The sequence below is a fragment of the Virgibacillus salexigens genome (assembly GCF_000723585.1).
Classification (GTDB): domain Bacteria; phylum Bacillota; class Bacilli; order Bacillales; family Amphibacillaceae; genus Virgibacillus; species Virgibacillus salexigens.
This window is the reverse complement of record NZ_CCDP010000001.1, coordinates 93,530-117,184: the sequence shown is the minus strand read 5'-3', so window position 1 is coordinate 117,184 and position 23,655 is coordinate 93,530. Positions and strand designations below refer to the sequence as shown.

The 23,655-nt window shown below is 37.2% G+C and carries 20 protein-coding genes and 1 other annotated feature; of the genes, 16 read left to right on the top strand and 4 right to left on the bottom strand.

The window, feature by feature from the left end; all coding sequences use genetic code 11:
* Positions 1–38 precede the first annotated feature (38 nt).
* A complete protein-coding gene (gene rnpA, locus BN990_RS00560) occupies positions 39–383 on the bottom strand; it encodes a ribonuclease P protein component (protein ID WP_021290273.1) in 345 nt (114 codons plus the stop codon).
* Positions 384–543: 160 nt separating this feature from the next.
* Positions 544–678 carry a 50S ribosomal protein L34 gene (gene rpmH, locus BN990_RS00555; RefSeq protein WP_021290274.1) on the bottom strand — a complete coding sequence of 45 codons (135 nt, stop codon included), beginning with the start codon at positions 676–678 and terminating at the stop codon, positions 544–546.
* Between the two features lie 717 nt (positions 679–1,395).
* Between rpmH and dnaA the strand changes: the two genes are divergently transcribed.
* The 8 genes from dnaA to BN990_RS00515 all read left to right on the top strand — a co-directional run bounded on the left by dnaA (position 1,396) and on the right by BN990_RS00515 (position 11,827).
* Positions 1,396–2,739 carry a chromosomal replication initiator protein DnaA gene (dnaA, locus tag BN990_RS00550; RefSeq protein WP_021290275.1) on the top strand — a complete coding sequence of 448 codons (1,344 nt, stop codon included), beginning with the start codon at positions 1,396–1,398 and terminating at the stop codon, positions 2,737–2,739.
* Between the two features lie 184 nt (positions 2,740–2,923).
* Positions 2,924–4,060, top strand: coding sequence for a DNA polymerase III subunit beta (gene dnaN / locus BN990_RS00545; RefSeq protein ID WP_038241604.1), 1,137 nt, complete (start codon positions 2,924–2,926; stop codon positions 4,058–4,060).
* Positions 4,061–4,335: 275 nt separating this feature from the next.
* Positions 4,336–4,569: a S4 domain-containing protein YaaA gene (yaaA, locus tag BN990_RS00540; RefSeq protein ID WP_081856089.1), complete on the top strand. Its 234-nt coding sequence runs from the start codon at positions 4,336–4,338 to the stop codon at positions 4,567–4,569.
* A gap of 34 nt (positions 4,570–4,603) precedes the next feature.
* Entirely contained in the window at positions 4,604–5,716 is a 1,113-nt protein-coding gene (gene recF / locus BN990_RS00535) for a DNA replication/repair protein RecF (protein WP_021290278.1), read from the top strand.
* Between the two features lie 19 nt (positions 5,717–5,735).
* Positions 5,736–6,035, top strand: coding sequence for an extracellular matrix regulator RemB (remB, locus tag BN990_RS00530; RefSeq protein ID WP_038241597.1), 300 nt, complete (start codon positions 5,736–5,738; stop codon positions 6,033–6,035).
* Between the two features lie 16 nt (positions 6,036–6,051).
* Positions 6,052–7,977, top strand: coding sequence for a DNA topoisomerase (ATP-hydrolyzing) subunit B (gyrB, locus tag BN990_RS00525; RefSeq protein ID WP_021290280.1), 1,926 nt, complete (start codon positions 6,052–6,054; stop codon positions 7,975–7,977).
* A gap of 92 nt (positions 7,978–8,069) precedes the next feature.
* Positions 8,070–10,589, top strand: coding sequence for a DNA gyrase subunit A (gene gyrA, locus BN990_RS00520; protein ID WP_021290281.1), 2,520 nt, complete (start codon positions 8,070–8,072; stop codon positions 10,587–10,589).
* A gap of 152 nt (positions 10,590–10,741) precedes the next feature.
* Entirely contained in the window at positions 10,742–11,827 is a 1,086-nt protein-coding gene (locus BN990_RS00515) for an HD-GYP domain-containing protein (protein WP_021290282.1), read from the top strand.
* 89 nt (positions 11,828–11,916) lie between these two features.
* On the opposite strand, the gene BN990_RS00510 is transcribed toward BN990_RS00515, so the two are convergent.
* Entirely contained in the window at positions 11,917–12,864 is a 948-nt protein-coding gene (locus BN990_RS00510) for a YaaC family protein (RefSeq protein WP_021290283.1), read from the bottom strand.
* A gap of 190 nt (positions 12,865–13,054) precedes the next feature.
* Here BN990_RS00510 and guaB point away from each other — a divergent pair, with 190 nt between their 5' ends.
* The 4 genes from guaB (at position 13,055) to pdxT (ending at position 17,560) form a co-directional block, all read left to right on the top strand.
* Positions 13,055–14,524, top strand: a complete 1,470-nt coding sequence (gene guaB, locus BN990_RS00505) for an IMP dehydrogenase (protein WP_021290284.1) — start codon at positions 13,055–13,057, stop codon at positions 14,522–14,524.
* 163 nt (positions 14,525–14,687) lie between these two features.
* Positions 14,688–16,019 (top strand): serine hydrolase, encoded by a 1,332-nt coding sequence (locus tag BN990_RS00500; protein ID WP_021290285.1) that lies wholly within the window; start codon positions 14,688–14,690, stop codon positions 16,017–16,019.
* Positions 16,020–16,048: 29 nt separating this feature from the next.
* The gene (pdxS, locus tag BN990_RS00495) at positions 16,049–16,933 is read left to right on the top strand and encodes a pyridoxal 5'-phosphate synthase lyase subunit PdxS (RefSeq protein WP_021290286.1); all 885 of its coding nucleotides are present in this window, start codon (positions 16,049–16,051) and stop codon (positions 16,931–16,933) included.
* Between the two features lie 15 nt (positions 16,934–16,948).
* On the top strand, positions 16,949–17,560 hold the full coding sequence (pdxT, locus tag BN990_RS00490; RefSeq protein WP_021290287.1) for a pyridoxal 5'-phosphate synthase glutaminase subunit PdxT: 612 nt from the start codon (positions 16,949–16,951) through the stop codon (positions 17,558–17,560).
* 178 nt (positions 17,561–17,738) lie between these two features.
* Here pdxT and BN990_RS00485 read toward each other — a convergent pair whose 3' ends face one another.
* Entirely contained in the window at positions 17,739–18,638 is a 900-nt protein-coding gene (locus BN990_RS00485) for a YitT family protein (protein ID WP_051738984.1), read from the bottom strand.
* Positions 18,639–18,795: 157 nt separating this feature from the next.
* Positions 18,796–19,017 (top strand) — a binding site (T-box leader).
* Between the two features lie 58 nt (positions 19,018–19,075).
* Between BN990_RS00485 and serS the strand changes: the two genes are divergently transcribed.
* The 4 genes from serS to BN990_RS00465 all read left to right on the top strand — a co-directional run bounded on the left by serS (position 19,076) and on the right by BN990_RS00465 (position 23,609).
* Positions 19,076–20,350 (top strand): serine--tRNA ligase, encoded by a 1,275-nt coding sequence (serS, locus tag BN990_RS00480; protein ID WP_021290289.1) that lies wholly within the window; start codon positions 19,076–19,078, stop codon positions 20,348–20,350.
* 157 nt (positions 20,351–20,507) lie between these two features.
* A complete protein-coding gene (locus tag BN990_RS00475; protein ID WP_038241595.1) occupies positions 20,508–21,551 on the top strand; it encodes a FecCD family ABC transporter permease in 1,044 nt (347 codons plus the stop codon).
* An 11-nt stretch (positions 21,552–21,562) separates the two neighbouring features.
* On the top strand, positions 21,563–22,579 hold the full coding sequence (locus tag BN990_RS00470) for a FecCD family ABC transporter permease (RefSeq protein WP_038244667.1): 1,017 nt from the start codon (positions 21,563–21,565) through the stop codon (positions 22,577–22,579).
* Positions 22,580–22,625: 46 nt separating this feature from the next.
* Positions 22,626–23,609, top strand: coding sequence for an iron-hydroxamate ABC transporter substrate-binding protein (locus tag BN990_RS00465; RefSeq protein ID WP_021290292.1), 984 nt, complete (start codon positions 22,626–22,628; stop codon positions 23,607–23,609).
* The last annotated feature ends 46 nt before the right edge of the window (positions 23,610–23,655 follow it).

The window sequence follows — 23,655 nt, the reverse complement described above, 5'->3', positions numbered from 1 at the left end:
TATTTTAACCTAAACTATCCTAAGATTCTATATCAAATTCATTGATTCTTTAATAAACGTTCTTTATATAAAAGATGCGTTAAACTTTTCTTCATTTCATAGAACTCCATATTCTTTGCTGGATTTCTAGCAATAATAACTATGTCATAGGGATAAGCAATCGTATCTTCTAATTCTTGAAAAGCTTGACGTAAATAACGTTTGATACGATTTCTTGTCACTGCATTTCCAATTTTCTTTCCCACGGAAAGCCCTATTCGAAAATGTTCTTGCCCCTTTTTTTCTACATAATAGATGACAAGCTGTCGATTAGCAAAGGATTTACCACATTTAAATGCATATTGAAATTCTTCATTCTTTTTGATCCGGAATTCTTTCTTCATCGTTATCACCTTACTACAAAACTACAAATACTTTCTTATCAGCTTGTCCTTATTTCAGTATATTTATATATGTATTCGGAAGTAATATTACTCCCTAGCTTTCCCTTTTCGTACACGCTTTCTACGTAAAGTGAAAAAAGACCACTGATTATTCAGTGGCCTATGCAGACAAGACTTTTCTACCTTTACGGCGACGGCGTGCCAAGACTTTACGTCCGTTTTTTGTGCTCATACGAGAGCGAAAGCCATGTACTTTTTTACGTTTACGATTATTTGGTTGATACGTTCTTTTCATTTATCCTGCACCTCCCTAAGGGATGAATTAATCATTTAAACTAAAACAGTCAATAGACAGTCTTTGTAATTATACGTATAAATACGTCTATCTGTCAACTTTATTCTAAAAATCCTCTATCCACAATCCCTGTATAGAATTTCCCCCGAGTATTTTTCTATCCACAGCATTTATCGACAATAAAACCACAAAATCTATCGCTGTGGACAATATTTGTCTACAAACACTGAACTTTGTGGATAAGTGTCGAAATGCCATTGCAACTACAGGATTTTTCTGATATCATATTTGTGTTTAACTTGTGAAAAAAGAAAAATAATAAATCAGTTATACACAAACTGTGGATAAGCTGTGGATACTTATAAACATGTTGGTTTATAACGTTATCAACAAGTTTGTGGACAACGTTTATATTTTTATATAAGCTTATTGTGACTATGTTTTTTTATCCACATTGAAATTATCTTATTTTTTTCTTATTCCATTCCTATTGAATGAAACATATGGATAACTGCATTTATTTCTATGTCTTCCTTGCCTTTCCATCTTCATAGATTGAGAGAGGCTTTTTATGTCATCTATATGAAGAATAAAGCTGAATGATGTCTAAAAGTAGGAAACAATCTATACTTTATTTTTCTATTGACGTTTTTCATCTATTTTTTGTAATAGATACATGGAATCCAATTACTTTGTATGAAAGGAGTGAACTTCTGCTTGGATAATATACAGGAAATATGGATCGCAACACTGGAGCGAATCGAAGAAAAAATAAGTAAGCCAAGCTTTGATACTTGGTTAAAAAATACAAAAGCAGAAACAATTGAAAATAATACTTTAATTGTTTCTGCGCCTAACGAATTTGCTAGAGATTGGCTTGAAAATCAATATACAAGGCTTATTTCAGAAATACTTACCGAAATTACAGGTTCTGAAATTGTTGCCAAATTCATTATTCCCAATACAAATACATCCATTGATGAGATTGAACAAACACCAAAACAAAAACCACCAACAAATGATAACGAAGGGCCAAAGTCGATGCTAAATTCAAAGTATACATTTGACACATTTGTTATCGGAGCCGGTAACCGTTTTGCACATGCAGCATCATTAGCTGTTGCCGAGGCGCCAGCACAAGCATATAACCCTCTATTTATTTATGGAGGAGTCGGACTGGGCAAAACACATTTAATGCATGCGATTGGGCATTATGTAAGGGATCATAATCCAAATGCAAAAGTTGTCTATTTATCTTCTGAAAAGTTCACCAATGAATTTATTAACGCCATTATGGATAATAAAACGGTTAACTTCCGTAATAAATATCGTAATGTAGATGTTTTATTAATTGATGACATTCAATTTATTGCGGGGAAAGAATCAACACAAGAAGAGTTTTTCCATACTTTTAATGCATTACATGATGATAATAAACAAATTATTATCTCTAGCGACAGGCCGCCAAAGGAAATTCCCACACTAGAGGACAGACTTCGCTCTAGGTTTGAATGGGGGCTAATTACTGATATTACACCACCAGATCTAGAAACAAGGATTGCCATTTTAACAAAGAAAGCAAAAGCAGAAGGTTTGGATATACCGAATGAAGTGATGCTTTATATCGCAAACCAAATTGATACCAATATACGTGAACTAGAAGGAGCATTAATTCGTATTGTTGCCTATTCTTCATTAGTAAATCAAGATATTGACGCATCCCTTGCAGCAGATGCATTGAAGGATATCATTCCAAGTAATAAGCCGAAAGTCATTACGATACCCAGTATCCAAGAAACAGTTGGAGCAAAGTACAATGTTCGTTTAGAAGATTTTCTTGCTAAAAAACGAACCAAATCCATTGCTTTTCCACGACAAATTGCTATGTATCTATCACGTGAGATGACAGATGCCTCTTTGCCTAAGATTGGAGAAGAATTTGGTGGAAGGGATCATACTACAGTCATACACGCACATGAAAAAGTATCAAAGCTAATGGAAAAGGATACACAATTAGCAAAAGAACTTGAAGAAATAAAAGAGCAATTAAAATCATTATAAAACAGAGCTTGTGAATACTGTGAAAAACTGAACGCTAGTTATAAACAACTTATCCACATGTGAATAACCTTTTTATTTTGATTAAAGAGGAGTTTTCCACATAATCACAATGCTTATTACTATTATTACTATATTTTTATAAAATAATATAATTAAAAGAACTTCCATTAGGAGGATTTATTTCATGAAATTTGTAATCCAACGGGATCAATTAATAGCAAGTGTACAAAATGTAATGAAGGCAATCTCTTCTCGAACGGTTATTCCTATACTGACTGGAATTAAAATAGAGGCTAGACAGGATGGCATTACATTAACAGGTAGTGATTCTGATATCTCGATTGAATCCTATATTCCAGCTGAAGAAAATGGGAATGTAAATATCGAACAAATAGAAGAAGGAAGTATTGTATTACAAGCTAAATATTTTCCAGATATTGTTCGTAAACTTCCTGAAAAGACAATTGAAATCCATTCCGATGAAAACCTAAAAGTAACGATACGTTCAGGAAAAGCTGAATTTAATTTAAATGGACAAGATGCTGGGGAATATCCACAATTACCAAAACTTCAAACAGATGATAGCTTTGAGCTTCCTATCGATCTATTAAAAAGTCTCATCAAGCAAACTGTATTTGCTGTTTCAACAATGGAAACGAGACCGATTTTGACCGGGGTAAATATGAAATTAGAAAATCAGACCCTTACCTTTTCTGCAACGGACAGTCATCGACTCGCTTCTAGAACGATTCCTGTATCAGAAGCGAATAATGAATTCTCAAATGTCGTCGTTCCTGGTAAAAGCTTAAATGAATTAAATAAAATTTTAGATGATACAGAGGAAAAAGTAGAAATTAGCGTAACAAGTAATCAAATTTTATTCCGTACCAAACATTTGAACTTCTTATCTCGTTTACTAGATGGGAATTATCCAGAAACTTCTAGGCTTATCCCTGACCAAAGTAAAACGGTTTTATATGTGAAAACAAAGGAATTACTTAGTACGATTGATCGTGCTTCGTTGTTAGCAAAAGAAGAGAGAAATAATGTCGTTCGATTAACTACACAAGGAAATCAACTTGTGGAAATTGCAAGTAACCACCCAGAAGTTGGAAATGTAACGGAAGAGGTTTCTATTACTTCCATGGAGGGAGAAGAATTAAAGATTTCCTTTAGTTCGAAATATATGATGGATGCACTCAAAGCAATTGAGTACGACGAGGTAAAAATCGAGTTTACCGGTGCGATGCGTCCATTTATTATCCGTCCAGCAAATGAAGACTCGATTTTACAACTTATCTTACCAGTAAGAACATATTAATAAACATAAAAGCAGGAATGAAACAATGCCATTCCTGCTTTTTCATTAAAAAAATCTATCCACAAGTCCACAAGTGAATGAGTAAAGCTCCATTACTATATTGTTATTACATGTTGTCCAAACGGTTTTATTTTTTGGACCTATAGAAGCAATTTAAAGCCCCATATGAGCGTTTTATTTAGAAATAAAGGGACTTACCTTTCCTTAAACACAAATCTTTAGTAAAATAGGAATTAGAGATTTAAATAGGTAGTATATAATAATTAACTATGAGAATGAGTGATAAGATGCAAGAAGAAAAAATAACCATTCAAACGGGATATATCGCATTAGGTCAGTTTATAAAATTAATCAATGTACTTGACTCTGGTGGTATGGTAAAAGCTTATTTGCAAGATGTAGGTGTGTTGGTGAATGGAGAGCGGGAACATCGACGTGGTAGAAAACTATATCCCGGTGATGTAGTAGAACTAGAAGAAGCTGGAAGATTCATCGTTGCTAGTGACTAGTGGAGACATTATTCCGGTAAAAGAGGATTAAGACATGCATATTAAGCAGCTACAATTAAAAAATTATCGCAATTACCATGATTTGGATATATCCTTTGACGATAAAATTAATGTTATCATAGGAGAAAATGCACAAGGCAAAACAAATCTAATGGAAGCTATCTATTTGCTCGCTTTTACCAAGTCACATCGTACGCCAAGAGAAAAAGAGTTGATCAAATGGGAAGAAGAATATGCTAAAATAGAAGGTAGAATTACGAAACGAAAACAATCTTTTCCGCTGGAAATCGTTATTTCTTCAAAAGGAAAAAAAGCAAAATTGAATCGATTGGAACAAAAGCGGTTAAGTGACTATATAGGGGCATTGAATGTCGTGATGTTTGCTCCAGAGGACTTGACTATCGTAAAAGGTGCTCCACAAATTCGCCGGCGCTTTATTGATATGGAACTAGGCCAAATTCAACCTCGATACATTTACCATTTAGGACAGTACCAAAAAATTCTTAAACAGCGAAATCATGTATTAAAACAATTACAACGTGGAGTGAGTAGAGATACTACCATGTTACATGTTTTAACAGAACAACTACTAGACCATGCCGCAACCTTATTGGAGAGGCGGTTTGTTTTTTTGGATTTATTGCGAAAATGGGCAAGTCCGATCCATCATGGTATCAGTCGACAGCTTGAAAAATTAGAAATCAAGTATTCTCCCACGATTGAAGTATCAGAAGAGGCAAATAAGGAGAACATAGAGACTATATATGCCAATAAATTCAATGACATCGAAGCAAAAGAGATAGAGCGTGGTACAACTTTGATTGGACCACACCGTGACGATCTTTTGTTTATTGTTAATAACAAAAATGTTCAAACATATGGATCTCAAGGACAACAGCGCACAACAGCTCTATCCGTAAAACTAGCAGAGATTGAATTGATTTATAACGAGGTCGGTGAATACCCAATCTTATTGCTCGATGATGTGCTTAGTGAACTGGATGATTATCGACAGTCTCATCTATTAAATACCATTCATGGGAAAGTTCAAACCTTTGTATCCACCACTAGTGTTGACGGAATAAATCATGAGACGTTAGAAAAAGCAGAGATCTTTCAGGTTGAAGATGGGAAGATAAAACGCTAAATATTGGGGGGATACAGAAATGTTTATTCACATTGGAAATGATAATGTCATTCGTTCCAGTGATGTTATAGCTATTATCGATTATCAATTAATTTCATCATCAACGATTATGGAAGAACTAATGACAGAATCATTACAAGCCAAAAAGGTAGCTGGACCGACAGAAGATGCAAAGTCAGTCATGATCACAAAGGAAATGATCTATTATAGTACTTTATCTGTCTCCACCTTGAAAAAAAGATCCAGTATGATTTCTACCATTAGTAAACTGGATGATTTTTCAGACGAAATAAAAGAATCGGATACAGAAGAAGCATAGAAACGGAAGTGAAAACATGTCAATGGAAGATAAGATCATGAATGAACAAGCCTATGATGCAGATCAAATTCAAGTCCTTGAGGGATTAGAGGCCGTACGCAAACGCCCTGGGATGTATATTGGAACAACGAGTGAAAAAGGATTGCATCATCTAGTATGGGAGATTGTAGACAACAGTATTGATGAAGCGTTAGCAGGTTATTGTGATCGTATTGAGGTTATTATTGAAAAGGATAATAGCATTACCGTAAAGGACAATGGACGAGGTATCCCTGTCGACATCCAAAAAAAGACTGGCCGCCCAGCTTTGGAGGTCATTATGACCGTATTGCATGCTGGTGGTAAATTCGGTGGTGGCGGTTATAAGGTTTCTGGTGGGCTTCATGGTGTTGGCGCTTCTGTTGTTAATGCTCTTTCTACAAGCCTAGATGTTCATGTCCATCGAGATAACAAGATTTATTATCTTGCGTTTGAAAAGGGTGTTCCTCAAGGAGAAATTGAGGTGATTGGCGAAACTGATATAACAGGAACAATCACACATTTTGTCCCTGATCCAACGATCTTTACGGAAACAACCGAATATAATTTTGATACCTTAGCTCAACGTCTTCGAGAGCTTGCGTTTTTAAATAAAGGAATTAATATTTCGATTGAAGATAAACGTACCGATCAAGAACCAACCAGTTATCATTACGAAGGCGGTATTAAATCGTATGTTGAATTTATTAACCGAACAAAAGAAGCACTGCATGAACCTTTTTATTCAGAAGGAGAAGAACAAGGGATATCTGTAGAAGTTGCGATTCAATACAATGACGGATTTACAAGTAACCTTTATTCCTTTGCAAATAATATTCATACCTATGAAGGTGGTTCACATGAATCTGGCTTTAAAACAGGTTTGACTCGTGTCATTAATGATTATGCAAGGAAAAATAATTTATTTAAAGAAAATGATCCTAATTTATCTGGCGAAGATGTACGTGAAGGTTTAACCGCAATTGTTTCTGTGAAACATCCTGATCCGCAATTTGAAGGACAAACGAAGACGAAATTAGGAAATAGTGAAGTACGTACAGTTACCGATTCAGTGTTCAGCGAATTATTTTCTAAATTTTTATTTGAAAATCCAAATGTAGCAAAAGTGGTTGTGGAAAAAGGTTTAATGGCCTCACGTGCACGTGCTGCTGCGAAAAAAGCTCGGGAACTAACTCGTAGAAAGAGTGCGTTAGAAGTATCAAACCTACCTGGGAAACTAGCTGATTGTTCTTCAAAAGATGCGAACATTAGTGAACTCTATATTGTTGAGGGTGACTCTGCTGGAGGATCTGCAAAACAAGGACGTGACCGCCATTTTCAGGCAATATTACCACTTCGAGGAAAGATCTTAAACGTAGAAAAAGCACGTCTTGACCGGATTCTTTCTAATAATGAAGTGCGCACAATTATTACTGCATTAGGTACGGGAATTGGTGAGGATTTTGATATATCAAAGGCTCGTTATCATAAGATTGTAATGATGACCGATGCAGATGTGGATGGGGCACATATTCGTACGTTACTATTAACCTTCTTCTACCGTTATATGCGCCCATTAATTGAGCACGGTTATATATATATTGCCCAACCACCACTCTATAAAATACAGCAAGGAAAAGCTATCCATTATGCGTATAATGAGAAGGAGATGGAACGAATTCTATCTGAACTCCCTCAGGCACCGAAACCTGGTTTGCAGCGTTATAAAGGTTTAGGAGAAATGAACGCTACACAGCTATGGGAAACAACGATGGATCCAGAGACTCGAACACTGCTTCAAGTGGAATTATCGGATGCCATTGATGCAGACCAAATCTTTGATGTGCTTATGGGAGATAAAGTGGAACCACGAAGAAACTTTATTCAAGACAATGCACAGTATGTGAAAAATTTAGATATTTAAGCTTGATAAATGTAATCACTATGTTTCCTTGCTTTTAAACCTATAAAAGGGTTTAAAAGCTTTGTTTCCTAGTGAATGGAGGTAGTAAGTCAATGGCGGATCAGCAACGTCCCAATGTACAGGAAATAAATCTCGGTCAGGAAATGCGTACATCCTTTCTGGATTATGCAATGAGTGTTATTGTGTCAAGAGCGCTCCCGGATGCCCGTGATGGAATGAAGCCTGTTCATCGTAGAATATTATATGCAATGAATGATTTAGGTATGCATGCAGATAAAGCGTATAAAAAATCTGCACGTATTGTTGGAGAAGTAATTGGTAAATATCATCCCCATGGTGACTCTGCAGTATACGAAGCGATGGTAAGAATGGCACAGGATTTTAGTTATCGAAATATGCTTGTTGATGGCCATGGTAATTTTGGCTCGGTTGATGGTGATTCAGCAGCAGCAATGCGGTATACGGAAGCAAGAATGTCAAAGATTTCAATGGAATTATTGCGTGATATCAATAAAGATACCATTGATTATACCGATAACTATGATGGAACAGAGAGGGAACCTATTGTTTTCCCTGCTCGATTCCCTAATTTACTCGTAAATGGTGCATCAGGTATTGCCGTAGGGATGGCTACGAATATCCCGCCACATAACTTAGGAGAAACGATTGATGCAGTGCTTGCCCTAAGTAAAGATCCAGAAATTACAATAGATGAACTAATGGAAGATTACATTCATGGTCCTGATTTCCCAACGGCTGGACAAATTTTAGGAAGAAGCGGGATTCGTAAAGCATATGAAACTGGAAAAGGCTCGATAACGATCCGTGCAAAGGTGCATATAGAAGAGAAATCGAACGGAAAATCAACGATTATTGCGACCGAGTTACCATATCAAGTAAATAAGGCAAAACTCATTGAGAAGATTGCAGAACTTGTTCGTGATAAACGTATAGATGGAATTACGGATTTACGAGATGAGTCAGACCGTAATGGTTTACGGGTAGTAATAGAACTACGTCGCGATGTAAATGCGAATGTAGTTTTAAATAATCTGTATAAACACACTGCTCTTCAAACTACTTTTGGTATTAATACCCTAGCATTGGTAGATGGGCAGCCAAAAGTATTATCTATTAAACAATGTTTAATCCATTATCTTGAGCATCAAAAAGTAATTATCAAACGACGTACTGCTTTTGAGTTACGTAAGGCAGAAGCTCGCGCACATATTCTAGAAGGTTTAAGAATTGCATTAGATCATTTAGATGAAGTAATCGAGTTAATCCGTGCATCAAAAACAGCAGATGTTGCTCGTACAGAGCTAATGGAGCGTTTTTCATTAAGTGAGAAACAAGCACAAGCTATTTTAGATATGCGTTTACAACGTCTAACAGGATTAGAACGGGAAAAAATTGAAAATGAATATAATGACCTGAAGAAATTAATTGCTGAGCTGAAAGCCATTTTAGCTGATGAAGAAAAAGTATTGGAAATTATTCGTGAAGAGCTGACAGAAATAAAAGAACGTTATAATGATGATCGTCGTACAGAAATAGTTATCGGTGGAAGTGATTTCTTTGAAGATGAAGATCTCATCCCACAAGAAAATATTGTTATTACGTTAACGCATCAAGGCTATATCAAACGTCTACCATCATCAACTTATCGAACGCAAAAACGTGGTGGTCGCGGAATTCAAGGAATGGGAACGAATGAAGATGACTTTGTAGAGCATCTCGTTTCTACCTCGACACATGATACAGTGCTTTTCTTTACGAATAAAGGGAAAGTATATAAGGCAAAAGGATATGAAGTACCTGAGTTCAATCGAACTGCAAAAGGAATTCCAATTATTAATCTTTTGCAAATTGAAAAAGGGGAATGGGTGAATGCAGTAATATCTGTTAAAGATTATCGTGAAGATCACTTCTTGTTCTTTACAACAAAGTATGGTATTTCAAAACGCACATCACTTGCTCAGTTTGCTAATATTCGTAAGGGCGGGTTAATTGCTGTCGGATTACGTGAAGAAGATGAGCTTATTTCCGTTCGGTTAACGGATGGTACAAAAGATATGATGATAGCTACGAAGAATGGTTATCTTATCCGTTTTCCTGAAGATCAAATTCGATCGATGGGACGTACAGCAGCTGGTGTAAAAGGAATATCTTTACGTGAAGATGATGAAGTTGTGTCTATGGAAATTGTCCAAAAGGATGCTAAAATTTTACATGTCACGAGCAAAGGTTATGGTAAACAGACACCAGAATCTGAATACCGTGTTACCAATCGAGGTGGTAAAGGTATCTTCACTTGTAATTTGACGGATAAGACAGGACATGTAACAGCCGTTAAAGCAGTATCTGGAGAAGAAGACCTAATGGTAATCACAGTAGACGGAGTACTCATCCGTATACCTGTGGTTGATATTTCTGAAACTGGCCGTAATACCATGGGGGTACGCTTAATTCGTTTGCGGGATGATGAAGCAGTTGCAACGGTTACTCGTATTGATAATGATGAGGAATCAGAAGAAGTTGAGGCAACTGATATGGAAACACAAGAATCTACTACAGAAGAGCAAGATACAACAGAAAATCCTGAGCAGTAATTGAAAAGATGGCTTTTATTTGAAAGCCATCTTTTTTTAAAAGATAAAATTAGAGCCAAAGGGTGATCTCTGTACGACCATCCTTGAGAATACAAAGGGCTGACAAAAAAGTAACGATAAGTAAGAAACAATAGTAATAGGAGGAAAAACATATGCTAGTTAATTCAGAACAGTTAATACCAGGTTGTATTTTGATTCGTGATGTAAAGGGAAAAACAAATCAACCGCTTATTCCTAGGCATACTGTTTTAACTACAGAACACATCGTTATTCTGCAAAAGTTTCTTATCCAAAAAGTAGATGTTTCAAAAAAGCTGTCTAATGGTAATTTGTACGAACCAAAAACAATGATGCAAGACACTAAAAAACAAGTTGATAATCCCATCGACCTTTCGTTTCAAGAACATTATCACTATGTTGTCCAGCAATACAAACAGTTATTTGAAGGCTGGCAGAATGGGTTAGCTATTGATATTCCAACAGTTCGGGACACATTGGTTCCTTTATTAGAGCGCATGGAGGATATTTCCGATGCGATCTATACCTTACATCATTTCGCGACTAAAGAAGATTATTTCTTTCATCATAATGTGGCTATTGCTATCCTTTCTGCTTATCTTGGTTATAAGACAGGTTATGTTAAAGGAGAATGGCTGCAAATTGGTTTTGCAGGTTTTTTAGCGGATTGTGGAATGGCTCGAATTGAATCATCCATTATACAAACAAACCGTTCCCTTACACCAGAAGAAGTAGTTGAAATTAAAAAGCATCCCACGTACTCTTATCGTTTAACAGAAAAATTACCAACGCTTAAACAAGCGGTAAAGCAAGCAATTTTACAACATCATGAACGAATGGATGGTAGCGGCTATCCCCTTGGATTGTCGAAGGGAAAAATTCATCGTTATGCAAGAATTATTGCTGTTTGTGATATGTATCATGCCATAATCTGTGAACGAGTATATAAAGAAAAACAATCGCCATTTAAAGCTATCGAAATTTTACAGCAAGAACAATTTACTAAATTAGATCCAGATGTTGTCTATACGTTTATACAAGGCATGACTAATTTTCCTATTGGTACAAGGATAAAACTATCGAATAATCAATTAGGTGAAATTGTATACACCGATATAAAGAAGCCTACACGTCCGATGATTCGATTAAGCGAGCAACAAGAAGAAATTGTAGCCTTACAAAATCATCCTGAATTATTTATCGTCGACGTATTAAAATAGCATCTACGTGTATCTATTTATATGTATGGAAGGAGAAACGCTCGAATCTGTTAGGATTTGTATCGCATGGGTGCTGCTTGATTGTCATGCTAATCCGTATTCCTTTCATATAAATTACTTCCTAGTAACAATGGTACTTTGTTTGCTGTTAACTCTAGGAAATGGATAATAAATGGAAAATCAATATCTGCCTTTGAAACAAATAAGTCTCCCCACCATTCTGTTTCATAGCGGCAAAGCATACTTAAATTATATAACAGCAAATAATGAACCATTACTTCATGGATTGGTAAGTAATCTTCTCGATTTGTAGGGAAATAAAGTTCCTTTGTTTGTCCATGGATAAAAAACGGTCCGTTAATTTTTGTTATTGGTTCAACTACTTCCATACGCAATATCTCTTGGTCACAGTCATAGTATTTAATCTTTGGTAAGAATGGCTGAATACGTTGAATAAATGCCTTATCTGTTAAGTGAAAGCTGTCAAGTATCCGAATCGGGAACGTCAATAATGGTGAGTTCCATTTTCCAACAGGCACTACCCTCTGCTGTTGATGGAACTGGAATAGCGCATTCATTTCTGGAAGGGTAGCAAGTAATGATTCCATGCTTTGTTTTTCAAAGGGAATAGCTTGATGATAAAGGTGCTCAGAGAAATAAGGAAACAATCCATTATGCTGTACTTTTACTTCATCTTTCAAAAACGTATAATCCTTTTTTTTTCGTTTTCTAGCAGTGACTCCATGGGCGAGTAAATTGGTCGATTCAGGATAATTTGGACGTTGTGTCAATAAGCAAGCCTTTATTAAATGAACCATTCCATAGAAATAAAGAATAGGCTGCATAAATGGTTCTGATTGTTTTCCTTGTTGATAAAATTTGTTACCATGATTTAAATAATAGATAAATGCATTACAATTTTCATAACTCTTCGTTTCAGCGTCTGGGCAATTTATTTTTTTATAACAATGCAATAAATACGCTTGGGAAGTTTGCTGAGATTGTAGGTAATTAACAAAGGTTTGTATGTTTTCCATGATAAATACTCCATAACTATTTATAAAATTTAGAATCTATTTATTTTTTTATTTCCAATAATCTCTTGTTGAAAAAGCTAACATGTTGGCGTATTGTATATAAAAATAGCAGTACTATTAGTGTATGCAAGTTCGGTTCTTGCATACATCAGAGAACATAGGAGCAGGATAAATCAAAAGGAGGATACGCATGCGACAAGATAAATTTACTAAAGAAGGTCTAACGTTTGATGATGTGTTGTTAATGCCAGCAAAGTCTGATGTACTACCTAAGGATGTAGATGTTAGTACAAAGCTTACAGCAACCATTAAACTAAATACCCCATTAATTGCAGCTGGAATGGATACTGTTACTGAAGCTTCGATGGCAATTGCGATGGCTCGACAAGGTGGAATAGGAATCATTCATAAAAATATGTCGATTGAAGAACAAGCCGAGCAAGTGGATCGGGTAAAGCGTTCGGAAAGTGGCGTTATTACGAATCCATTCTTTTTAACCCCAGAGCATCAAGTATATGATGCCGAGCATCTCATGGGTAAATTTCGCATCTCTGGTGTCCCAATTGTGAATAATGTGGAAGAGCAAAAGCTAGTTGGTATCATTACTAATCGTGACCTTCGCTTTATTCAAGATTATTCCACATCTATTTCGGATGTTATGACAAGCGATAATGTAGTGACAGCACCAGTTGGCACGACATTACAAGAAGCAGAGCAAATCCTTCAACAATACAAAATTGAGAAACTGCCACTAGTCGATAATGATGGCATTTTAAAAGGGCTAATAACGATCAAGGATATTGAGAAAGTAATTGAGTTTCCCTATGCCGCTAAAGATGCACAGGGGAGACTATTGGCTGGAGCTGCAGTTGGCGTAACTGGCGATGCTATGAAGCGAATTGAAAAACTGGTAGAAGCCGGTGTAGATGTAATTGTAATTGATACGGCACATGGACATTCGGAAGGTGTTATTGAACAAGTTAAATTCGTACGCAAGGCTTATCCAGACCTTGATATTATTGCAGGGAATGTGGCTACTGCAGAGGCAACGAAAGAATTAATTGAAGCTGGTGCATCCATTATTAAAGTAGGTATTGGTCCAGGATCAATTTGTACCACGCGTGTTGTAGCTGGTGTCGGTGTCCCACAAATCACCGCTGTACATGACTGTGCTTCCATAGCTGAAGAGTATGGGGTACCTGTTATTGCGGACGGTGGAATAAAATATTCAGGCGATATTGTAAAAGCATTAGCATCTGGAGCACATGCTGTTATGTTGGGAAGTATGTTTGCTGGAGTGACGGAAAGTCCTGGTGAAACAGAAATTTTTCAAGGAAGACAATATAAAGTATATCGAGGAATGGGTTCAGTGGGAGCAATGAAAGCCGGTTCAAAAGACCGTTATTTCCAGGAAGAATCCGATTCGAAAAAATTAGTGCCTGAAGGAATAGAAGGGCGAGTGGCATATAAAGGCCCATTAGCAGATACCGTACATCAATTAATGGGTGGTCTTCGTTCAGGAATGGGCTATTGTGGAACAGCAACGGTTGATGCGCTTCGTAATGATGCACGGTTTATCCGAATTACGAATGCAGGTCTTAGGGAAAGTCATCCACATGATGTACAAATTACCAAAGAGGCGCCAAATTATTCTGTTTAACGATCGTGTTGCAACACGTTAACTTTTTCACAAAATTTTATAGATGGGGATGCTTCCCCATCTATTTTTTTGTAATATTATGTGGTAAAATAACAAAGTGCATCCTTAGACGAAGTATGCATTAATACATAGAGGTTAAACCACAGGTTGGAGGTACAGAAAGTTGAAACATAATGTAAAACAAGGTTTCGTAATATTCTTAGCAGCAATGGTGATGATCGTATCTGTTATGGTACAACCATTTACTGCACAGGCTCAAGAGGTAGAAGTTGAAGCCGAATCTGCTATTCTAGTAGATGCAAATACTGGGAAAATATTATATGCCAAAAATGCGGATCAAGCACTTCCTCCAGCTAGTATGACCAAAATGATGACCGAATACCTGGTATGGGAAGCTGTCGAAAGTGGTCAAATCAGCTGGGACACAACAACACAGATTAGTGACTATCCATACAGTATTTCTGCGAATGCTTCGTTCTCAGGAGTAGGATTGCAACAATCAAAGGACTATACCGTACAAGACTTATATAATGCGATGGCAATCAACTCTGATAATGCAACGTCCATTGCATTAGCTGAACTGATTGCAGGATCAGAAGGCGAATTTGTGAAAATGATGAATGAAAAGGGAAAGGAAATGGGGCTCCCTGATTTTAAATTTGTCAATTCTACTGGATTAGATAATGAGTCTTTAGGAGATAATTATCCAGAAGGTACAGATCCGAACGCAACAAACCTGTTATCTGCAGAGTCTTCTGCATTACTTGCATACCATCTAATTAAAGATTATCCAGGGGCACTAGATGTCTCTAGTAAGCCAGTTGAGAATTTTGATGGTCAACAAATTCGTAATTGGAATCATATGCTTAAACACGATACAACCTTTTTAGATCAGTTCTACTATGAAGGTGTAGACGGATTGAAAACAGGGTTTACGGATTTAGCAGGGTATAGTTTTACTGGTACTGCTCAAAAAGGAGATCAACGTTTAATAGCTGTAGTTATGAAAACAGACAGTGAGGAAAAACGCTTTGAAGAGACAGCGAAATTATTTGATTATGGCTTTAAACAATTTGAATATACGGAGGTTTTTCCAAAAGGTTATCAAGTAGACGATAAATCTTCGCTTCCGGTTGCAAAAGGGAAAGCAGATGAACTTGGTATTTCTATTAGTGAAGGAATTACTATTCCAATTAAGCCAGATGAAAAAGATTTATATAGTATTGAATATACAATCGATAAAGATAAGTTGAATAAAGAAGGTGAATTGACTGCACCAATTGAAAAAGGAGAAAAAATCGGTACAGCACAACTAAAATACGAAGGCGAAAATGACTATGGCTATATTATTAAAGATAGCAATAGTACAGTAGATGTAGTAGCAAATGAAACAGTAGAAAAATCGAACTGGTTCATGTTAACACTTGGAGCTATAGGAGATTTCTTTGTAGATCTATTTACAACAGTTGTTGATTGGGTTAAAGGACTATTCTAGCCGACATTTATAACAAGGGGGATTTTAATATGACGAATACAGGTACAGAACGTGTAAAACGTGGAATGGCAGAAATGCAAAAAGGCGGCGTCATTATGGACGTTGTTAATGCTGAACAGGCGAAAATTGCTGAAGAGGCTGGGGCTGTTGCTGTAATGGCTTTAGAACGTGTTCCATCTGATATTAGGGCAGCAGGTGGAGTGGCGCGTATGGCTGATCCAACGATTACAGAAGAAGTATTAAATGCGGTTTCCATTCCTGTAATGGCTAAGGCACGTATTGGTCATATTACAGAAGCGCGTGTATTAGAGGCAATGGGTGTAGATTATATCGACGAAAGTGAAGTTTTAACACCTGCTGATGATATTTACCATATAAATAAATCCGATTATACCGTACCATTTGTCTGCGGCTGTCGAAATCTTGGTGAAGCAGCACGTCGTATTGGAGAAGGTGCTTCCATGTTACGTACGAAAGGGGAGCCTGGAACAGGGAATATCGTAGAAGCTGTTCGTCATATGCGTCAAGTGCAATCAGAAATCCGCAAACTAACTGCAATGTCTAGAGACGAAGTAATGACGTATGCAAAAGAAATTGGTGCGCCATTTGAATTATTAATTGAAATTCGTGAAGAAGGCCGTTTACCTGTTGTTAATTTTGCTGCTGGTGGGGTTGCGACACCAAGTGATGCGGCATTGATGATGGAACTAGGTGCAGATGGCGTATTTGTTGGTTCAGGTATTTTTAAATCTTCTAACCCTGCTAAATATGCCAAAGCGATCGTGGAAGCAACAACACATTATCAAGATTATCAATTAATTGCAGAGCTTTCAAAAGAATTAGGAGAGGCTATGCAAGGGCTTGAAATGGGCACATTAGAAGCTCATGATCGTATGCAAGATCGTAGCGAATAGAAGGAAGGATTCGATATGACAACAATTGGAGTGCTTGCATTACAAGGTGCAGTACGTGAACATCTTCGCGCTGTGAAAGCATGTGGTGCAACAGGAGTAGAAGTTAAGCGTAAAGAACAGCTAGCGGAAATCGATGGATTAATTCTGCCAGGCGGTGAAAGCACGACAATCAGAAGGCTAATTGACAGTTATGGCTTCTCTGATGCTATTCAAGCATTCGGGAAACAAGGAAAACCGATCTTTGGTACATGTGCTGGAATGATCTTAATGGCTACTGCCATTCAAGGTCAAAACCAACCGCATCTTGGATTAATCGATATGGAAGTTGCCCGTAATGCATTTGGGCGACAAGTTGCAAGCTTTGAGGCGAACTTAGAAATTAACGGCATAGCAGATGATTTTAAAGCCGTCTTTATTCGAGCACCTTATGCTACTAAGGTAGGTGCAGATGTAACGATATTATCTACGTATCATGAACAGATTGTTACCGTTCAGCAAGGCAACTTTTTAGCTACAGCTTTTCATCCTGAACTGACTGATGATAATCGAATGATCGGTTATTTTGTTGAAATGGTGGAGCATGCTATAGGAACCAATTCATCATTCAGAGAGCCAAATAAAATATAATCATACAATAACCCAAACGGTCATCTGCGAATAGGATCAGGTAATCGTTTGGGTTTTTTGTTCGACTTTATTTAACTGGTGGGAACCATTGAAGACAATGATACTTGTTCTTAATATAGCCAATGAAATAGTCTGCGAAATTTTCCTCTAGTAGCAAAAGGAATGTGAGCTCTATTTGTTAATGACCATTATGCTTGTCTGTTGTTGCTTCTTGTTCAATTTCATTAGATTCTACATGCTGAGCAATATGATCTTCGGCTGCCGTAGCAAAGAAAGTACCTCCTGAGACATCTTTTACGTTATGAACGACTACAAATGCATCTGGATCAATTTGCCGAATTAATTTCTTCAAAAATAGTAGTCGCTGCGATCGGACAACAACATAAATGATCTTTTGATCTTTCTCCATGTAACCACCAGTGCCATTAAATACAGTCGCAGCTGATCCCATCACTTTGGTGATTTGTTTTGAAATATCCAAACTGCGAGGAGAAATAATATTGACGGCTTTCTTTGCATCGAAGCCTCCAAGAATATAATCGCTCGCTACTTTCCCTATAAATAATGCAATGATCGTGTATATTGTATAAAGTGGCCCGATAACGAATATCCCCATTAAAACTATAAATGAATCTAAAATAAAGGTAGTACGAATAATACTAAATTCAAATTTTTCATAGAGAATCCTGCCAATAATAGAGGTTCCTCCTATCGAACTGCCTGCTTGGATAATTAGTCCAAAACCAATCCCCATCACCAGACCTGCAAAAATAGCAGCAACTAATGGATCTTTGATTGGCTGACCAAGATCTTCCGTGAGATAAATAAATAAAGATAATAACGGTACGTTAATCATCGTTTTGTAAACAATATGTTTAGGAAGGTATTTAAAACTAATCCCAAGTAATAGGATAAAACTAACAAAGGTTATAATGCCTGGTGAGAATTCAAATGCATAGTAAAGGAGCAAGGATAAACCAAGGATACCACCATCAGCGATTTGATTGGGCATGGCTAATAATGTTGTTGAGAGGGCGCATAACAATGTCCCTATGAAAATATAACTAATTTGCTTCATCATTCCACCTCTTTCGAATAAGCATCTAGCGTACAACATTCCCGTAAAAGAAGAAAATAATTCAACTTTTGCTGGTATATTTTTTAGGAAAGAATCTAAATCAATGATAGTTGCATACACATAAAAAATCGGCTATGATATATTATAATAATGAAAATGAACTGTATTGACAGGAAATAGTAATAGTATGGCCTTACTTTAGAGAGTCGATGGTTGGTGCAAATCGATGTAAGCTTGCTATGAATCCATCCTTGAACAGGTTTATCGAATTCCTCGGATAGTAAATAAACCCGGTTACGTACCGTTATCGCGATAAGCCGGAAGAGGTTTCTCTTCAACAAGGGTGGCAACGCGGGAAATATATACTCTCGTCCCTATTTATTAGGGGCGGGAGTTTTTTGATGTTAACTGTTCATTTAGTAAAGGAGGAAATACAGATGCTAGATATGAGGTTTTTACGTAATAACTTCCAAGAAGTGAAGGAAAAGTTAAATCATCGTGGGGAAGATTTATCTGAATTAGATCATTTTGAAGATCTTGATGAAAAGCGCCGTAAGCTAATAGCGGAAACAGAACAGCTGAAAGCAGAGCGAAATGAAGCTTCGAAACAAATATCTGTTTTAAAGAGAGAAAAGAAGGATGCAGAGCCTGCAATTAAAGAAATGCGTGAAGTAGGTGAAAAGATTGCTGCATTAGATAAAGAATTGAAGGAAACAGAAGAACAATTAGAGCAAATAATGCTATCGATTCCTAACATTCCACATGAGAGTGTCCCTGTTGGAGAGGATGAAGATGATAATATTGAAGTACGTCAATGGGGGGAAATGCCGACCTTCTCTTACGATGTTCAGGCTCATTGGGATATCGCATCGAATCTAGATATATTAGATTTTGAGCGAGCGGGTAAAGTTACGGGAAGTCGCTTTGTATTCTATAAAGGACTTGGTGCACGTTTGGAACGTGCTTTATTGAACTTTATGATGGACCTACATGCCGATGAACATGGGTACGAGGAGATGCTACCTCCTGCAATTGTAAACCGTACAAGTATGACTGGTACAGGGCAGCTCCCTAAATTTGAAGAAGATGCCTTTAAATTGGTGGATTGGGACTATTTCATGGCACCGACTGCAGAGGTTCCTGTAACCAATTACTATCGTGAAGAAATTTTGAAAGTCGATGATTTACCAAAGAAATATGTGGCCTTTAGTAATTGTTTCCGTTCAGAAGCAGGTTCTGCTGGACGTGACACCCGAGGTTTAATTCGTCAACATCAATTTAATAAGGTAGAGCTTGTTCATTTTGCAAAACCTGAGGATTCTTATGCTACACTTGAGGAATTAACCGGCCATGCAGAAAAGGTGTTACAAAAATTAGAACTCCCTTATCGAGTAATGAGCATGTGTACAGGTGATTTAGGTTTTACAGCAGCAAAGAAATACGATATTGAAGTTTGGATTCCGAGTCAACATACGTATAGAGAGATTTCTTCTTGCTCTAATTTTGAAGACTTTCAAGCAAGACGTGCTGGAATTCGTTTCCGTAGAGAAGCAAAAGCAAAACCGGAATTCGTGCATACATTGAACGGTTCAGGTTTAGCAATTGGTCGTACCGTTGCTGCTATTTTAGAAAATTATCAGCAAGCAGATGGTTCCGTTGTCGTACCACATGCATTACGTTCTTACATGGGTGGGAAAGAAGTAATAAAATAAGGTATTACATCCCCTTCTCTTAAGAGTGGGGGATTTTTATTTCATTTGATTTTCAAAAAATATAGACAAAGTACATAAGGATTGCTACTATATTAATGATAATGATTATCAATATCATTAATATAGTTAAGGTTCTCCTAAAGGAAGTGGATCGTATATGGCAGAAGAAAATCGCTCCTCAGATATACATAAACCACATATAAAAACAAGGCCATTGCCAGCTACGATCATTTTAGTAGGTGGTATCTTAGCAACATGCATTAGTTTAGTGGTATCTATATCTGTCGGAGCAGCGGATATAACATTTATGACCGTTTTGGAAGCGATTTTTCGATATGATGCTACGAATACTTCTCATTCGATTATTCAAGAACTTCGTTTGCCTAGGTCTTTGGCAGGTGTATTAGTTGGGGCATCATTTGCTGTTGCCGGTGCGATGATGCAAGGGATGACAAGGAATCCATTGGCTGATCCAGGAATTCTTGGAATTAACGCTGGGGCTGTTTTTATGGTAGCTGTTTGTTTTGCGCTTTTCCCAAGCTTATCCTATAATGGACTAATTTTGTTCGCATTTATTGGTGCAGGAATAAGTGTCGTACTTGTATTTGGTATCAGTTCAATGGGAAAAGGATCAGTAACACCGATCAAAATTGTGCTTGCGGGGGCTGCCGTAACTGCACTATTTACTGCACTCAGCGAAGGTATTGGTATTTATTTTAATTTAAGTCAGGATCTAGCTTTCTGGTTTGCAGGCGGAATTGCCGGTGTAAAGTGGACTCAATTAAAGTTGATGTTTCCGTGGGTTTTGGGGGCACTCATTGTTGCTATGTTTTTATCCAAATCCATTACGATTTTAAGCCTTGGCGATGATGTAGCAAGAGGTCTCGGGCAAAAGATAAAACAAATACGTGCATTGGGTTTTATTGTTGTGCTATTGATTGCAGGAGTGGCTGTTGCTGTGGCGGGGCCAATTGGTTTTGTTGGATTGATTGTTCCGCATCTTGCTCGATATTTTGTTGGAGTAGATTATCGACTTATTATTCCTTGCTCTGCTGTCATTGGAGGATTGCTAACTTGTTTAGCAGATATAGGTGCTCGTATGATTAATGCACCACAAGAAACTCCGATTGGGGCTTTATTTGCTTTAATTGGCGTTCCTTTCTTCCTTTATGTTGCTAGAAAAGAAGGGAGGAATTTATAGTGCGTTTTCTAATGCGAGACAAGGCTGATCAGCATCGAACAAAAAAGCGTGTCGCTATTATTTTACTATTTATCTTGTTAATCGCAATCACATTTGTTATTAGCGTAAATGTTGGTGCTATACATCTCTCTCCTGCAGAGCTATTTCAAACCATTCTAGGCAATGGAACCGACCAGCAGGAACTTATCTTATTTGAATTTCGTCTGCCGCGTATTATTATAGCTATGCTGGTTGGGGCAGGATTAGCTGTATCTGGCTGTATCCTGCAAGGTGTAGCTCGTAATCCATTAGCAGAACCGGGCATATTAGGGATCACAACTGGAGCAGGCTTAATGGTTGTCTTAGCGCTTGCCTATATTCCACCTGATCAAAGTCTTCCAGTTGGAGTCATGCCATTTTTATCTCTAGCTGGCGGAATTGTAACTGCGATTATTATTTATCTGCTTTCGTTTGATAAACATAATGGATTAATGCCCAACCGTTTAGTACTTAATGGGATTGCTGTAGCAGCAGGTTTAAATGCTCTTTTAATTGTAGTATCTTTACAACTGCCTGAACAACAATATGATGTGTTGGCAGTATGGATGGCTGGTCGTATATGGGGGGCTGATTGGCGATTTGTTCTTACCTTATTACCATGGGTACTTGTATTATTACCATATATTAGTTTGAAAGCACGTACATTAGATGCCCTTACATTTGGAGATGAAGTAGCAACGGGATTAGGAGTAACGGTAGAAAAAGAGCGATTAAAGGTGGTAGCTGCCTCAGTAGGCTTAGCTTCTGCTTGTATTTCAGTTAGTGGCGGAATCGCCTTTGTAGGATTGATTGGTCCACATTTAGCTAGGAAGTTAATTGGTCCCACACATCGTTTTCTTATCCCATTATCGGCGATTGCTGGAGGATTGTTACTATTGGCTGCAGATACAATTGGTAAGGCGATCCTTCAACCATCAGAAATACCAGCTGGCATTGTTGTAGCTATTATTGGTGCACCTTATTTCTTGTATTTATTAAGTCGTTCGTAGTACGAATAGTGTTTTAAAAAAATGGATAGGAAAAGGAGTTATGTGGATGAAGCAGTTACGTATTAGCTTCGTTTGTCTGTTTGTTTTAGTATCCCTTGTAGCTTGTGGATCTAGTAATGAAGAGGGAAAAGTCAATCAAGAAGGAGAAAGTGACACAGCAAATAAACAGGAAATATCTGATGAAACCCGTGTTTATAAAGGACCACAGGGGGAGGTAGAGATTCCTGCTAACCCAAAGCGTGTAGTGATAGCTGATCAAGATTATGTTGGTTATGCTTTGGCATTAGGTGTTACGCCAATCGCAACGACAGGTTGGATTTTTGAAACACCTTACTTCAAAGACCAGTTACAGGATACAAAAAAAGTAGGTGATAAAACATCCATTAACATGGAAGAGGTTATTGCTCTTGACCCAGATTTAATTGTCACTTATTCAGAAGATAAAAATGAGGAATTATCAAAAATCGCACCTACTGTCTTAATACCTTATGCAACTTATGGTTATCGCGATATGTTAACGGAGTTTGGGAAGATTCTAAATAAAGAAGAAGAAACCAAAGATTATTTTACGGCGTTTGATAAGAAGATCGAAGAAAAGGAAACAGAATTAGATGATGTCATTAAAAATGATGAAAAAGTAGTTATCTTAGAATTAGCTGAAAAAGAAATGTATCTATTTGGTGAGTCTTACGGTAGAGGTGGAGAAATCATTTACAATGAACTCGGTTTAAACGCACCAGAGAAGGTTATTGAAGTTACAAAAGAAGAAGGCTGGGCTTCGATCTCATTGGAAGCTGTGCCAGAATATTTAGAGGAAGCAGATCATATCTTTATGGGTGTCCGTGAGACGGAAAATGGGGACACAGAGGAAAGAAAATCCGATGTTACCTCATTAACCATTTGGGAGAACTTGCCTGCGGTTAAAGACGGAAATGTATATGAATATGAGGTTAACAATATGTATTTTACGGATCCAATAGCTTTAGAACATCAATTAGATTTTATTGTTGATAGTCTAAAATCAGAGTAAACGTATGATCATAAAAAACCCCTTCCACAAAAAGCGAAGGGGGTTT

Excerpts from the sequence above, each read along its gene's own strand:
- BN990_RS00470 (WP_038244667.1), top strand. The coding sequence starts at position 21,563 with ATGCGAGACAAGGCTGATCAGCATCGAACAAAAAAGCGTGTCGCTATT.
- BN990_RS00510 (WP_021290283.1), bottom strand. The coding sequence starts at position 12,864 with ATGGAAAACATACAAACCTTTGTTAATTACCTACAATCTCAGCAAACT.
- recF (WP_021290278.1), top strand. The coding sequence starts at position 4,604 with ATGCATATTAAGCAGCTACAATTAAAAAATTATCGCAATTACCATGAT.
- dnaN (WP_038241604.1), top strand. The coding sequence starts at position 2,924 with ATGAAATTTGTAATCCAACGGGATCAATTAATAGCAAGTGTACAAAAT.
- BN990_RS00465 (WP_021290292.1), top strand. The coding sequence starts at position 22,626 with ATGAAGCAGTTACGTATTAGCTTCGTTTGTCTGTTTGTTTTAGTATCC.
- rpmH (WP_021290274.1), bottom strand. The coding sequence starts at position 678 with ATGAAAAGAACGTATCAACCAAATAATCGTAAACGTAAAAAAGTACAT.
- serS (WP_021290289.1), top strand. The coding sequence starts at position 19,076 with ATGCTAGATATGAGGTTTTTACGTAATAACTTCCAAGAAGTGAAGGAA.
- yaaA (WP_081856089.1), top strand. The coding sequence starts at position 4,336 with ATGAGTGATAAGATGCAAGAAGAAAAAATAACCATTCAAACGGGATAT.
- pdxT (WP_021290287.1), top strand. The coding sequence starts at position 16,949 with ATGACAACAATTGGAGTGCTTGCATTACAAGGTGCAGTACGTGAACAT.
- pdxS (WP_021290286.1), top strand. The coding sequence starts at position 16,049 with ATGACGAATACAGGTACAGAACGTGTAAAACGTGGAATGGCAGAAATG.
- gyrA (WP_021290281.1), top strand. The coding sequence starts at position 8,070 with ATGGCGGATCAGCAACGTCCCAATGTACAGGAAATAAATCTCGGTCAG.
- BN990_RS00485 (WP_051738984.1), bottom strand. The coding sequence starts at position 18,638 with ATGAAGCAAATTAGTTATATTTTCATAGGGACATTGTTATGCGCCCTC.
- gyrB (WP_021290280.1), top strand. The coding sequence starts at position 6,052 with ATGTCAATGGAAGATAAGATCATGAATGAACAAGCCTATGATGCAGAT.
- BN990_RS00515 (WP_021290282.1), top strand. The coding sequence starts at position 10,742 with ATGCTAGTTAATTCAGAACAGTTAATACCAGGTTGTATTTTGATTCGT.
- BN990_RS00475 (WP_038241595.1), top strand. The coding sequence starts at position 20,508 with ATGGCAGAAGAAAATCGCTCCTCAGATATACATAAACCACATATAAAA.
- remB (WP_038241597.1), top strand. The coding sequence starts at position 5,736 with ATGTTTATTCACATTGGAAATGATAATGTCATTCGTTCCAGTGATGTT.
- rnpA (WP_021290273.1), bottom strand. The coding sequence starts at position 383 with ATGAAGAAAGAATTCCGGATCAAAAAGAATGAAGAATTTCAATATGCA.
- guaB (WP_021290284.1), top strand. The coding sequence starts at position 13,055 with ATGCGACAAGATAAATTTACTAAAGAAGGTCTAACGTTTGATGATGTG.